Annotated in this window: 11 protein-coding genes; 4 read left to right on the top strand and 7 right to left on the bottom strand. The window is 62.5% G+C overall.

Annotated elements, in window-relative coordinates; genetic code table 11:
* Genes JCM17207_RS12760 through JCM17207_RS12745 form a run of 4 tightly spaced genes read right to left on the bottom strand, consistent with a single transcriptional unit; the run spans position 1 to position 3,890 of the window.
* A complete protein-coding gene (locus JCM17207_RS12760) occupies positions 1 to 1,275 on the bottom strand; it encodes an O-acetylhomoserine aminocarboxypropyltransferase/cysteine synthase family protein (RefSeq protein ID WP_238318008.1) in 1,275 nt (424 codons plus the stop codon).
* A 40-nt stretch (positions 1,276 to 1,315) separates the two neighbouring features.
* Positions 1,316 to 1,972, bottom strand: coding sequence for a methionine ABC transporter permease (locus tag JCM17207_RS12755; RefSeq protein WP_238318007.1), 657 nt, complete (start codon positions 1,970 to 1,972; stop codon positions 1,316 to 1,318).
* The gene (locus JCM17207_RS12750; protein ID WP_238318006.1) at positions 1,969 to 2,982 is read right to left on the bottom strand and encodes a methionine ABC transporter ATP-binding protein; all 1,014 of its coding nucleotides are present in this window, start codon (positions 2,980 to 2,982) and stop codon (positions 1,969 to 1,971) included. The genes JCM17207_RS12755 and JCM17207_RS12750 overlap by 4 nt, the downstream gene beginning before the upstream one ends.
* Positions 2,983 to 3,011: 29 nt before the next feature.
* Entirely contained in the window at positions 3,012 to 3,890 is an 879-nt protein-coding gene (locus tag JCM17207_RS12745) for a MetQ/NlpA family ABC transporter substrate-binding protein (protein WP_238318005.1), read from the bottom strand.
* A gap of 556 nt (positions 3,891 to 4,446) precedes the next feature.
* Here JCM17207_RS12745 and JCM17207_RS12740 point away from each other — a divergent pair.
* Entirely contained in the window at positions 4,447 to 5,241 is a 795-nt protein-coding gene (locus JCM17207_RS12740; RefSeq protein ID WP_238318004.1) for a threonine/serine exporter family protein, read from the top strand.
* A complete protein-coding gene (locus JCM17207_RS12735; protein WP_238318003.1) occupies positions 5,238 to 5,696 on the top strand; it encodes a threonine/serine exporter family protein in 459 nt (152 codons plus the stop codon). The genes JCM17207_RS12740 and JCM17207_RS12735 overlap by 4 nt, the downstream gene beginning before the upstream one ends.
* A 125-nt stretch (positions 5,697 to 5,821) precedes the next feature.
* Here the strand turns inward: JCM17207_RS12735 and JCM17207_RS12730 are convergent, their stop codons facing one another.
* From JCM17207_RS12730 to JCM17207_RS12720, 3 genes are read right to left on the bottom strand one after another with little or no spacing between them, the layout of a single operon-like run.
* Positions 5,822 to 6,397: a flavin reductase family protein gene (locus JCM17207_RS12730; protein ID WP_238318002.1), complete on the bottom strand. Its 576-nt coding sequence runs from the start codon at positions 6,395 to 6,397 to the stop codon at positions 5,822 to 5,824.
* On the bottom strand, positions 6,394 to 7,380 hold the full coding sequence (locus JCM17207_RS12725) for a glycosyltransferase family 2 protein (RefSeq protein WP_238318001.1): 987 nt from the start codon (positions 7,378 to 7,380) through the stop codon (positions 6,394 to 6,396). Before JCM17207_RS12725 ends, JCM17207_RS12730 begins: the two co-directional genes overlap by 4 nt.
* 24 nt (positions 7,381 to 7,404) lie before the next feature.
* Positions 7,405 to 8,085, bottom strand: coding sequence for a Crp/Fnr family transcriptional regulator (locus tag JCM17207_RS12720; protein WP_238318000.1), 681 nt, complete (start codon positions 8,083 to 8,085; stop codon positions 7,405 to 7,407).
* 150 nt (positions 8,086 to 8,235) lie between these two features.
* On the opposite strand from JCM17207_RS12720, the gene JCM17207_RS12715 reads away from it, so the two are divergent.
* Both JCM17207_RS12715 and JCM17207_RS12710 read left to right on the top strand, forming a co-directional pair.
* Positions 8,236 to 9,291 carry an ABC transporter substrate-binding protein gene (locus tag JCM17207_RS12715; RefSeq protein ID WP_238317999.1) on the top strand — a complete coding sequence of 352 codons (1,056 nt, stop codon included), beginning with the start codon at positions 8,236 to 8,238 and terminating at the stop codon, positions 9,289 to 9,291.
* Between the two features lie 135 nt (positions 9,292 to 9,426).
* Positions 9,427 to 12,180: an insulinase family protein gene (locus tag JCM17207_RS12710; RefSeq protein WP_238317998.1), complete on the top strand. Its 2,754-nt coding sequence runs from the start codon at positions 9,427 to 9,429 to the stop codon at positions 12,178 to 12,180.
* Positions 12,181 to 12,366: the final 186 nt, after the last annotated feature.

Below are 12,366 nucleotides of genomic sequence, written 5' to 3'. Positions count from 1 at the left end.
TCAGATCTGGTCCAGTGCCTGGGCGATGTCGGCGATCAGATCCTCGCTGGACTCCAGACCGCAGCTCATCCGCACCAACTCGGCGGGCACACCGGCGGCCTTCAGCTGTTCGTCGTTCATCTGACGGTGGGTGCTGGAGGCCGGGTTCAGGCAGCAGGTCCGGGCATCGGCCACGTGGGTTTCGATGGCGGCCAGCTTCAGGCTCTTCATGAAGGTGCTGGCAGCCTCCCGGCCGCCGGCCAGGCCGAAGGACACCACGCCGCAGCTGCCGTTCGGCAGATATTTCTCAGCCAGCGCATGGAAGGGGCTGGACTCCAACCCGCAGTAGTTGACGTAGGCCACTTTCGGGTGCGCTTCCAGGAACCGGGCCACCGCCAGGCCGTTGTCGCAGTGGCGCTTCATCCGGACATGGAGGCTCTCCAGACCCAGATTCAGCAGGAAAGCGCTCTGGGGGGAGGGGGTGCAGCCAAAGTCCCGCATCAGCTGGGCGGTAGCCTTGGTGATAAAAGCGCCGCCCTGGCCGAACCGCTCGGCGTAGGTGATGCCGTGGTAGCTCTCGTCGGGGGTGCACAGGCCGGGGAACTTGTCGGCGTGGGCCATCCAGTCAAAATGGCCGCTGTCCACAATGGCGCCGCCCACCGCTGCGCCGTGGCCATCCATATACTTGGTGGTGGAGTGGGTCACGATATCGGCGCCCCACTCAAAGGGACGGCAGTTCACCGGGGTGGGGAAGGTGTTGTCCACAATCAGGGGAACGCCATGGCGGTGGGCCGCCTGGGCGAACTTCTCAATGTCCAGCACGGTGAGGGCAGGGTTGGCGATGGTCTCGCCGAACACGGCCTTGGTGTTGGGGCGGAAGGCGGCGTCCAGCTCTTCGTCGGAGCAGTCCGGGTCCACAAAGGTGACTTCAATGCCCATCTTGGCCATGGTGACCGAGATCAGGTTGAAGGTGCCGCCGTAGATGGTGCTGGAAGAAACAATGTGGTCGCCGTTCTGGCAGATGTTGAACAGGGCGAAGAAATTGGCCGCCTGACCGCTGGAGGTCAGCATGGCGGCGGTGCCGCCTTCCAGCTCGCAGATCTTGCGGGCCACGGCGTCACAGGTGGGGTTTTGCAGCCGGGAGTAGAAGTAGCCCTCGGCCTCCAGGTCGAACAGCTTGCCCATATCCTCGCTGGTGGAATACTTAAAGGTAGTGGACTGGACAATGGGGATCTGGCGGGGCTCGCCGTTGCCGGGGGTATAACCGCCCTGCACGCAGATGGTATCACGATTCATGGGTACACACTCCTTTGACAAAATGTTGGAAACGGGGCGCTTACTTGCGCAGCCGCTTGTCGCTGTGGGTGGTCCAGTAGGTGCCCACGGTCTGGAACAGCTGGACCAGCAGGATCAGCAGGATGACGGCCACCACCATGATGTCGCCCTGGTAACGGTAGTAGCCGTAGGAAAGAGCCACCTTGCCCAGGCCGCCGCCGCCGATGACGCCGGACATGGCCGAGTAGCCCAGAATGGTGGTCAGGGCGGTGGTCATGCTGGAAATCAGGCTGGGCAGGCTCTCGGGGATCATCACCTTGGTGATGATCTGGAAGGGGGTGGCGCCCATGCTCTGGGCGGCCTCAATCACACCGGCGTCCAGCTCCCGCAGGCTGGTCTCCACCAGACGGGCCACGAAGGGGAAGGCCGCCACCACCAAGGGGACGATGGTAGCCTTGGTGCCGACGGTGGTGCCCACAATCACCCGGGTCAGGGGGAAGACGCAGATCATCAGGATCAGGAAGGGGATACTGCGCAGGATGTTGATGACAAAGTTGATGGCCTGCATCAGCCAGCCGGGCAGAGGCAGGACGCCGTCCTTGTCGCCCGCCACCAGCAGAACGCCCAGGGGCAGGCCCAGCACCAGCGCGAAGGCGGTGGACAGGACGGTAATATAAAAGGTTTCCCAAATGGCAAAACCGTAATCTGCGATGGTCACAGGCCGGTCACCTCCTCTACGGTCACGCCGGGCTGGCGGCTGATGTAATCAAAGGCCTTACGGGCCTGGTCCACGTCCCGAGGCAGCCGCAGCAGCATGCTGCCGTAGCACTGGCCGCTCAGATCCCGGGTGTCGGCGCTCAGCACGCTGACCAAAATGCCGGTCTCGGCGGCCAGGCTGGCCACCAGGGGTTTTTCGGTGGAGGAACCGTTGAAGGTCACCCGCACCACGTGGTCGTCCGGCGCAAAGCTGGCCAGATCCCGGGCGGCAGCGCCGCCGTTGGGGGCCACCAGACGCCGGGCCGCAGCGGTCTTGGGGTTGGCGAAAATCTCCTTGACGCTTCCCTCTTCCACCACGACGCCCTTGTCCAGGATGGCCACCCGGTCGCAGATGGCCTCGACGACGCTCATCTGATGGGTGATGACCACCACAGTGATCCCCAGTTTCCGGTTGATGTCCCGGATCAGGGTCAGGATGGACTGGGTGGTGTTGGGGTCCAGGGCGCTGGTGGCCTCGTCGCAGAGCAGCACCTTGGGGTTGGTGGCCAGGGCGCGGGCGATGGCGATTCGCTGTTTCTGGCCGCCGGAGAGCTGGGCCGGGTAGGCCTCGGCTTTGTCGGGCAGGCCCACGGTTTGCAGCAGCTCCCGGGCCCGCTGTTCGGCTTCGGCTTTCTTGACGCCGGCCAGCTCCATGGGGAAGCAGATGTTCTTCAGGCAGCTGCGCTGCATCAAAAGGTTAAACTGCTGGAAAATCATGGTGATCTCCCGGCGGCGCTGGCGCAGCGCGGCGGGGGAGAGGGTCTCCATGGCGGTGCCGTCAATGACCACCGAGCCCTCGGTGGGGCGCTCCAAAAGGTTGATGCAGCGCACCAGGGTGGATTTGCCCGCGCCCGACATGCCGATGATGCCGTAGATGGACCCGTCCGGGATGGTGAGGTTGATGTCCTTCAGCGCCTGAACCGCGCCGTCCTTCATCTGGAAGGATTTGGACAGATGTTTAATTTCGATCACAGCGTAGCTCCTGTTCTATTGCGGGGTTTTTAGCCCTGGATGGGCTCCAGGCTGGTCTGCTTGCCGCCGTAGATGCCCATGGGCTCCACGTGGATGCCGGCCACCGTCACCAGGTGAGTGCCGTTCTGGGCGTTGAAGTCGTCCAGGTAGGGCTGGTGCTGGAAGTAGTTGGTATCCACCTGGCCGTCGTCCACCACGGTGTTGGGGATGATGTAGTCGTCAAACTCCTGGATGTCCAGGGTGATGCCCTTGGCCTCCAGAATGGGCTTGCAGACCTCCAGCACCTCGCAGTGGGGGGCGGGGGTGGCGGCACAGCTGACGGTCTGGCCCTTCAGAGCCTCGTAGTCCACGGTGGGATCGTAGCCGTCGGTGGGGTTCTCCACCACCGAGACCACAGCGCCGCCGTACTGCTCAGCCATGAAGTCCTTGACCTGCTGGCTCTGGAGGGCAGCGGCCAGGGCCTTGATCAGGGGGTTCTCCTCGTTGCCCTCCTTGCAGACCAGAACGTTGACGTAGGCAGAGGAGCCGTCCTCCATGGCCAGGGCGTCGGTCATGGGGTCCAGGCCGGCGGGGATGGCGTAGTTGGAGTTGATGACGGCGTAGTCCTCGTCCTGGAGCACGCTGGGGATCTGGGCAGCCTCCACCTCGTCGATCTGAATGTTCAGGGGGTTCTCGGCGATGTCGTTCTTGGTGGCGGTGATGCCGCTGCCCTCTTTCAGGGTGAAGAAGCCGTTCTTCTCCAGCAGCTGGAGGGCGCGGGCCTCGTTGGTGGTGTCGTTGGGGACAGCCACAGTGAACTTGGTGGGCTTGCCGGAGGCAGCGCCGCCCTCAGAGGAGCCGCAGGCAGCCAGGGCGGCAGCCGCAGCGGCTGCGCCGGAAACTTTCAGAAAATCACGACGAGTAATCATAGAATTTTTCCTCTTTTCTTCTTATTTAATAAAATGGATCTTTGGCGGCAGCCGGACAGGAGGCTGCCCAGGGATGGGGAAGAAAAAAGCTCCCGTCCCAGCTGGGCCGATGCCCTGCAAGGACGGGAGCATAAAACTTCCGTGGTACCACCTTGGTTTACCGCACCCTCACGGGCGACGGCCTCGACGCTGCGGCACAGATTTTGTGTGCGTACAGCCGGACGCGATAACGGGCGTACCCGTCGCAGGCTTAGAGCTCTTGTTCTTCGCCCGCGCGGCTCCGAGACCATTTTCGGCTCCCTGTTTCCTGCCCGTTTCCACCGCCGGGGCTCTCTGGTAAGGATCAATGCGAAAGCCTACTCTTCTCTTCACAGCCACTTTGAAATATCAAGTACTATTGTATGCAAATGGGCGCGATTTGTCAACAGGCCGGGCGCAAGTTTTTGGCCGCCGGGGCGGCAGGGCGGGGCAAATCCGAAAAAAACAATTGAGAACTGGCGGCCGCCGTGGTACAGTATAGGGGAAACTTTTCATCCAACACAGGAGAACAAACACTATGGCGGCACCCATCGAACAATACCCGGACGGCGAACAGCGCCGCCGGATTATGGATTTTATCATGGCAGCGGGGCAGACCCTTCTGGAAAATGGGGCGGAGGTGTTCCGGGTGGAGCAGACCATGCAGATCATGGCCCGCAGCTTCCACCTGCGGGAGTTCAACGTCTACGTCCTGACCAATGGCATTTTCGCCAGTGCCGGCACCGCCGAGATCAGCGAGGTGCGGAACGTCCCCAACCGGACCATTCATCTGGGCCGGGTGGACCAGGTCAACGAGCTCTCCCGGGAGATCGCGGCGGGGCAGGTGACCCTGGACGAGGCCGAGCAGCGGCTGGCCGAGGCCCGGCGGATTCCGTTCCCCCGGTGGCAGGCCCAGCTGCTGGCGGGGACAGCGGGGGCCTTCGCCTTTTCCCTGATGTTCGGGGGCAACCTGGCCTCGGGGGCAGCGGCAGCGGTGGCGGGATTTGTGGTCAGCGCCTATCTGCTGGCCTGCCAGAAATACCAGGTGCCCGCCGTGTTCCAGAAGATCACCGGCGCGGCCCTCATCACCCTGGTCTGTATTTTGGTCTGCACCCTGCTGGGGGCCAGCGTCAACCACGCCACCATCGGCGCGCTGATGATCCTGACCCCCGGTGTGGCTTTCACCATGGGTATCCGGGACTTTGTCCACGGAGACTACCTCTCGGGCACCATCCGAATGATTGACGCGGTGCTCATCGCCGGGAGCCTGGCCTGCGGCGCAGGTCTTGTGCTGCGGCTTTATTCCATCCTGACGGGGGTGACGGTGGTATGACCTTGTCCGATCTTTTGTATCTGGCGGAGCATTTTCTCCGGGCCTGCGGGGGTACCCTCTGCTTTGGGCTTTTGTTCGGCATCCCCCGGCGGACCTATCTGGCCTGTGCAGTGGATGGCGCTGTGGGCTGGGCCGTGTACCAGCTGGCCATCCTGCTGTTGGGGGATAGCGGCGCCGTGACGGCCACCCTGCTGGCCAGTATTCCCCTGACCCTGTTGGCCCGGATCTTCGCCATCAAGCTGAAAGCCCCGGTGACGGTTTTTCTCCTCTGCGGCATCTTCCCCCTGGTGCCTGGCGCGGGAATTTATTATACAGCTTATTATTTTATTCTCGATGATAACCAACTGTTTATGGAAAATGGCCTCAATACCCTGAAAATCGCCATCGCCTTGGCCATTGGCATCTCCCTGGTTTTGGGGATGCCCCTGCCCCGCCCCAAGAAAAAACAGCCCTGATTTATACATCAAAAAACGTCTCCCGCCCGGCCCGCTGCCGGAAAGGAGACGTTTTCTTTTTGGTTTACATTGACTTTGGCCTGGTGAAACGCTTTTTGCCAGGTTTTTTCCCTGCAAAGCCGCCGTTAGCCCCGCTTTTTCTTTTTGCGGACGCTGAAGCCGAATTTGCCCAGCCGCCGCCCAAGGGCCAGATACTCCCCGTGGCTGTATACGATCAGCTTGGCGCGGGAGAGGCAGAGTTTGCCGGTCTCATCCAGCAGCTCTTCATCCACATCGCAGGCCTCCACCTGGGCCAGGAACAAATCGTGGGACCCCAGGGGGATCACCTGGGTCACCCGGCACTCCAGGCTCAGGGGGCTTTCTTCCAGGATGGGGCAGCTGGTCAGCACCGAGCCGGGGGCGGCGTGGAGCCCCATGGCCGCGAACTTGTCCTGATCCCGGCCGCTGCGCACGCCGCACCAGTCCACCGCCCGCACCAGGGATTCGGTGGGCAGGTTGATGGCGAACTGGCCGCTCTCCTTAATCAGGTTGTAGCTGTACCGCTCGGGCCGGACGCTGATGGAGACCATGCTGGGCTGGGTGCAGATGGTGCCCGTCCAGCCGATGGTGATCAGATTGGGTTTTTCGAGACTGCCGCAGGAGACTAACACCGGCGGCTCCGGGTTTAAGAGAGTGCTGCCCTTCCAACTTTGTTTGCTCATCCGCGATACTTCCTTTCATAGGGCTGCCAGGTCCGCTCGCTGATGATGTAGCGGGGGCGCGCCTTGGTTTCCATATAGATTTTGCCGATGTATTCGCCGATCACCCCGAGGCAGATCAGCTGGATTCCTCCCATCAGGCAGACGATGGAGACGGTAGAAGCCCAGCCCGCCACGGTGTGGCCGGTCATGGCTTGGATAAAGGCCCAGATCACCCCGATGAAGCTCACAATGCTGAACACCGCCCCCAGCCCAGTAATCAGCCGGATGGGTTTGTTAGACAGGCTGGTGATGCCGTCGAAAGCCAAGGCCAGCATCTTTTTTAGGGGGTAGTGGCTCTCGCCCGCCAGCCGCTCGCTCCGGGCGTAGTAGACGGTGCCGCTCTTGTAGCCCACCAGGGGGATCAGTCCCCGCAGGAAGATATTCACCTCTTTGTAATCGGCGAAACTTTCCAGCACCCGGGCACTGATCAGCCGGTAGTCGGCGTGGTTAAAGACAATGTCCGCCCCCAGCAGGTTCATCAAATGATAGAACCCCTCGGCGGTGAACCGCTTGAAAAAGGTATCGGTGTCCCGGCGGGAGCGCACCCCGTACACCACCTCGCAGCCGTCCAGATACTGCTGGACCATTTCGTCCATGGCGTTGATGTCATCTTGGCCGTCGCAGTCGATGGAGATGGTGATATCGCACTTGTCCCGGGCTTCCATCAGCCCGGCCAGTACGGCGTTCTGGTGGCCCCGGTTCCGGCTCTGGCTGATGCCGATATAGTGTTCGTCCTCCCGGGCGAACTGACAGATCAGCTCCCAGGTGCGGTCCCGGGAACCGTCGTTCACAAAGCAGACCCGGCTCTTTTCGCTGATGAGCCCGGCACCGGCCAGGGCGTGGATTTTTTCGAGGAAGAGAGGGGCCGTGATGGGCAGCACCTGTTCCTCATTGTAACAGGGGACAATGATCCAAAGGAGGGGTCTTGCGGTAGAATCCGACATGAAATATACTCCTTGTATTTGAAATTACTGGACCAGCTGCCGCAGGGCGGGCAGATCCCGGATCTTGAAGCTGCTGCGGTAGGTTTCCAGCAGCCCGTCCTGCTGCATCTGGGAGAGCTCCCGGCTCAGGGCGCTGCGGTCGCAGTTGAGATAGTCGGCCAGCTGGATCCGGGTGAAGGGAATGGTAAAAGTCAGCTGCCCGGCGGCCTCGGCCTCGCTGATCAGATAGGCGCAGACTTTGGCCCGCAGGGTTTTCAGGACCAAAAGATCAACCCGCCGGGAGAGAAGAAAATATTTGTCGCTGATGGTCTGGACCAGGTTCAGGAGCACCCGCTGCCGGGCGGGGGTGCCGTCGGGGCGCAGCAGCTGGGCGTAGGACACCCACAGCACCTCGCAGGTGGTGTCAGCTGTCACCGTCACCGGGCTGCACAGGCTGGAGCCCCCCAGCACATCCCCGAACACCCCGCCGGGGTCGATGTGGGTGATGGGGACGGCGCTGCCGTCCGGCGCCGGGCGGACAGCCTGCAGCTGGCCAGCCAGAAGAACCCCCACGTTCCGGCTGGGGGTTCCGGACTGGATCAGCACTTCACCCCGGCCATAGCAGCGGGCAGCGGCCCCCAGCCCGGCCAGCAGAGCCGAGAGCTCGTCCCGGCTCAGCCCGGCGAAAAGGGTGGTTGTTTGTAACAGCGGCAGATAGCGTTCCATAGATTGATTTTGGCCCTGGCGCAGAGGGCGGGCCTGTCCTTCTGAAAATCTGTTGCACAGGCAACGGTAATTTTGCCCTTATTATAGTAGAATGGAGCCCATAAAGCAAATGATTTTGCTTAAATTTCAAAAAAGAGGGAGTTTTCTACCATGAAACGATTGGTTTCTCTGCTGCTGGCGGCGGCCATGAGCCTGGCGCTGGCGGCTTGCGGGGCGTCGTCCTCCGGCTCCAGTGTGGCAGCCGGCAGCGCCGCTTCTTCTCAGCCTGCGTCCAGCAGCGCTTCCAGCGAGGCTGCCGAGACCCTTTCCACCACCGAGCCGGTGCGGATCGCCGGCCTGAAGGGCCCCACCACCATGGGCCTGGTGAACCTGCTGCCCATGATGGAGGCAGGGGAGACGGCCATCGACTATGATTTGCAGCTCTACGGCACCGCGGACGAGATCGTCCCCCTGCTGATGAAGGGCGAGCTGGATATGGCGGCCATCCCCGCCAACCTGGCGGCCACTCTCTACCAGAAGACCGAGGGCCAGATTCAGGCTCTGGCGGTCAACACCCTGGGCGTTCTTTATGTAGTGGAGAAGGGTGACACCGTCCAGAGCATCCAGGATCTCAAAGGCCGGACGGTACTCTCTACCGGCAAAGGCACCACCCCCGAGTACGTTCTGCGGTACATCCTGACCCAGAACGGCATCGACCCCGACAAGGATCTGACCATTGAGTATTATAGCGAGGCCACCGAGGTCACCGCCCAGATGGCCGTGGCTGAGGATGCCATCGCCGTTCTGCCCCAGCCCTACGTTACCAGCGCCGGTATGCAGGACGAGACCCTGCGGGTGGCCCTGGATCTCACCGCCGAGTGGGAAAAAGTCTCGGATACCCAGCTGATCACCGGCCTGACCGTGGTCCGCAAGGAGTACGCCGAGGCCCACCCCGATGTGATCGAGGCGTTCCTGGCGGAGTACGCCCAGAGCGTGGAGGCCGCCAACACCGACGTGGAGGGCACCGCCGCCCTCTGTGAGGCCCAGGGCGTGGTGGCCAAGGCGGCCATCGCCCAGAAAGCCCTGCCCCAGTGCAAGATTGTCTGCCTCACCGGCGAGAAGCTGAAAACCAACGCCGAGGGGTATTTACAGGTGCTCTACGATGCAGACCCCGCCTCGGTGGGCGGCGCGCTGCCCGGGGCCGATTTCTATTACGGCGCAGAATAAACCATTTTAAGAGAGAAGAGGTCCCGCCCGGCGGGGCCTCTTTTTTGTTTGGAATGGATGGAATTGTGTTTTCCACGGTTCAATGCTACAATAGGGGAAAACTAAAGAATCAAAAAGAACAGGAGTGAACAGCCCATGACACAATATCCCGGATACACCACCCGGCGCACCGAGCCCTGCCCCATGCTCCACGGCACGGCTACGGTGCTGACCCACGATTTCAGCGGGGCCACCGTCCTTTTGCTCGAGAACCAGGACAACAACAAGGCCTTTGGCATCGGGTTCGGCACCTTCCCCTCCGACAACACCGGTGTGTTCCATATTCTGGAACATTCGGTGCTGGAAGGCTCGGAGAAATACCCGGTGACCTCGCCCTTCCTCCAGCTCATCAAGAGCAGCATGGCTTCCTTCCTGAACGCCATGACCTTCTCGGACAAGACGGTCTATCCCTTCGCCAGCCCCAACGAGACCGACTTCAAAAACCTGATGGACGTCTACCTGAACGCGGTGTTCTGCCCCCTGGCCCTCACCGACCGGCGGGTCTTTGATCAGGAGGCCTGGCACCGGGAGGAGGACGGCTCCATCAGCGGCGTGGTCTACAACGAGATGCAGGGGGCCTTGGCTTCTCCCGAGGCCCAGCTGGAATATGCCCTGGTGCAGGCCATGTTCCCGGACAACGGATACGGCTTTGAGTCGGGGGGCGACCCGGCAGCCATCCCCGGCCTGACCTATGAGCAGTTCATCAAGGTCTACCGCCGCCACTACCGGGCGGACAACTGCTGCATCGTCCTCTATGGCCGGATGGATTTTGCCGACAAGCTGGATTTTCTGGACAAGGCCTATCTCGCCAAGATGCCCAAAACCGGCCCCCGGCCCCACACCGCCCTCCAGCACCCCCAGAGCGGCGTGAAGAGGGTGCAGCCCTACTACACCGACACCCCCGAGAATATTCCGGTCCAGAGCGTGCTGGCCTGGTACACCGGCGACTTTGCCGACCGGGAGCGGCAGCTGGCGGTTCAGATCCTGCTGAATGCCCTGCTGGGCTCAAACCAATCCCCCCTCAAGCAGGCCCTTTTGGAGCAGAAGCTGGGCGCCGATCTGGAATACAGCTTTGACGATTCTCTCCAGCAGCCGGTCTTTGAGCTGGTGCTCAAGGGCACCGACGAGGCCCGGGCCGCTCAGTTCGCGGGCTGTGTCAAGGCCGAGGTGGAAAAACTCTGCGCCGAGGGTGTGCCCCAGGATCTTTTGCTGGCGGCCCTCAACGCCATCGAGTTTGCCCTGACCGAGCACCCCGACAGCTACCCCGACGGCGTTACCGCGGCCATTGCGGCGGTGACGGGCTGGCTCCATGCCGATGATCCCATGGCCGACCTGCGTTCGGTGTCCTTCTTCGATTCCCTGCGGGAAAAATTGGCCGAGGGCTGGTTCAACCAGATGCTGGCCGAGCTGTTCGCCCCCGCGCCGGTCCAGGTGACCCTGGTGCCCCAGCACCCCGCCGCCGAGGAAGCCGCCGCCCTGCGGGTGGAGGGCAAGATGCAGCTGGACCATCCCCTGACGGTGGCCGACCTGACCGCACCTCCCGCCGCCCCGGCCCCCCAGGTGGAGCAGGTGGCGGGGCTGGAACTGGTGTGCCGCCCCTCTGCCGGCAGCCTGTACCTTAACTTCTACTATGACCTGGGCGGCCTCTGCCCCGAGGATATGCCCTATTTGCAGCTGCTGACCGACCTTCTGCCCGAGCTGGACACCGCCCGCCACACCGCCCGGGAGCTGACCACCCTGCGGGATACCTGGCTGGGCAACACCACCCTTTCTTTGGAGCGGTGGGCCGGCCGTCAGGAGGGCAGCCCCTGCCACGCCAAATTGGCTCTGCGGCTCAGCCTGCTGGAGCGCAGCGCCGAAAAGGCGGTGGAGCTGGGCAGCGAACTGCTCTACGAGACCCTTCTGGGGGGCGAGAACGCCCGGGCGGCCCTTCAGCGGGTGCTGGAACAGACCAAGCTGAGCATGGAGCAGAAATTCCTTTGGCAGGGCAACACCTTCGCCATGATGCGGGCGGGATCTCACTTCACCGTGGGCCAGGCCCTGAGCGAGCGCTGCGTGGGCGTGAGCTACTACCGCTTTGTCTGTGATCTGCTGGAAAAAGCCGATTGGGAGAATCTGCTGGTCCGGCTGGATACCCTGCGGGTGGAGGTGCTGGGCCGTCACGCCCTGACCGTCTGCCTCCACGGCAGCGAGGACGCCGCCCGGCGGGTGCGGGGCCTTCTGTCCGGCAGCGCCTTTGCGGCCGAGGAGCGTCAGGCCGCAAAAGCCTATACCGAGGATCTGACCCCGCCGGTGAATGAGGCCTTTATCATTCAGGGCGGCGTCAACTACGACGTGCTGGCCTGGGCCATGGAGCCCCGGGCTGAGCGCAAGGTGCTGGCCCAGGTGATGTCCTATGAGTACCTCTGGCACGCCATCCGGGAGGTGGGCGGCGCCTACGGCACCGGCATGATCTGCGGCACCGGCACCGAGGTGCTCTACACCTACCGGGACCCCCACGTCAAGGGCAGCTACGAAAACTTCGCCCAGGGTCCGGCGGCGCTGGCGGAGCGGCAGTATACCGAGGCCGACCTTACCGACGCCATCATTGGCACCGTGGCCAAGTTCGACTCCCCCCGCAAGCCCCGGCAGGCGGCTCTGGAAGCCGACCGCCGCTGGTTCTGCGGTCTGACCGATGAGATGGACGCGGCCGACCGGGCCGCCATCTGCGGCGTGGATGCCGCCTGGATGAAGTCCGAGGCGGCCGGCCTGGCCGATGCGATGGCCGGCGGCGCCCGCTGTACCTTCGGCAGCCGGGAGGCCATCGAGCGGGCCAAGGACCTGTTCGACCGGATCGAAACCCTGGAATAAATCTGTAAAATAAGAACAGCCCCCGTCCGGCGGATAATTGAACTGAACCAGTAAAAACGGACAATAGACAAAACGCCCCCTGTGTAGGAAAATAAACCTATACAGGGGGTGTTCGTATGTCCAGACAAAAATACACACATATCCAAGTGAAAGAGGAAGAAATTCTAGCCTTGCGAGAGGCAGGAG

Origin of the sequence: Faecalibacterium gallinarum, assembly GCF_022180365.1 — a bacterium.
In the GTDB taxonomy this organism is placed as follows: domain Bacteria; phylum Bacillota; class Clostridia; order Oscillospirales; family Ruminococcaceae; genus Faecalibacterium; species Faecalibacterium gallinarum.
This window is presented reverse-complemented; position numbering and strand designations above follow the sequence as displayed.

Bases quoted from the DNA above. Each gene is read 5' to 3' on its own strand.
- JCM17207_RS12760 (WP_238318008.1), bottom strand. From the start codon at position 1,275: ATGAATCGTGATACCATCTGCGTGCAGGGCGGTTATACCCCCGGCAAC.
- JCM17207_RS12745 (WP_238318005.1), bottom strand. From the start codon at position 3,890: ATGATTACTCGTCGTGATTTTCTGAAAGTTTCCGGCGCAGCCGCTGCG.
- JCM17207_RS12740 (WP_238318004.1), top strand. From the start codon at position 4,447: ATGGCGGCACCCATCGAACAATACCCGGACGGCGAACAGCGCCGCCGG.
- JCM17207_RS12735 (WP_238318003.1), top strand. From the start codon at position 5,238: ATGACCTTGTCCGATCTTTTGTATCTGGCGGAGCATTTTCTCCGGGCC.
- JCM17207_RS12730 (WP_238318002.1), bottom strand. From the start codon at position 6,397: ATGAGCAAACAAAGTTGGAAGGGCAGCACTCTCTTAAACCCGGAGCCG.
- JCM17207_RS12725 (WP_238318001.1), bottom strand. From the start codon at position 7,380: ATGTCGGATTCTACCGCAAGACCCCTCCTTTGGATCATTGTCCCCTGT.
- JCM17207_RS12720 (WP_238318000.1), bottom strand. From the start codon at position 8,085: ATGGAACGCTATCTGCCGCTGTTACAAACAACCACCCTTTTCGCCGGG.
- JCM17207_RS12715 (WP_238317999.1), top strand. From the start codon at position 8,236: ATGAAACGATTGGTTTCTCTGCTGCTGGCGGCGGCCATGAGCCTGGCG.
- JCM17207_RS12710 (WP_238317998.1), top strand. From the start codon at position 9,427: ATGACACAATATCCCGGATACACCACCCGGCGCACCGAGCCCTGCCCC.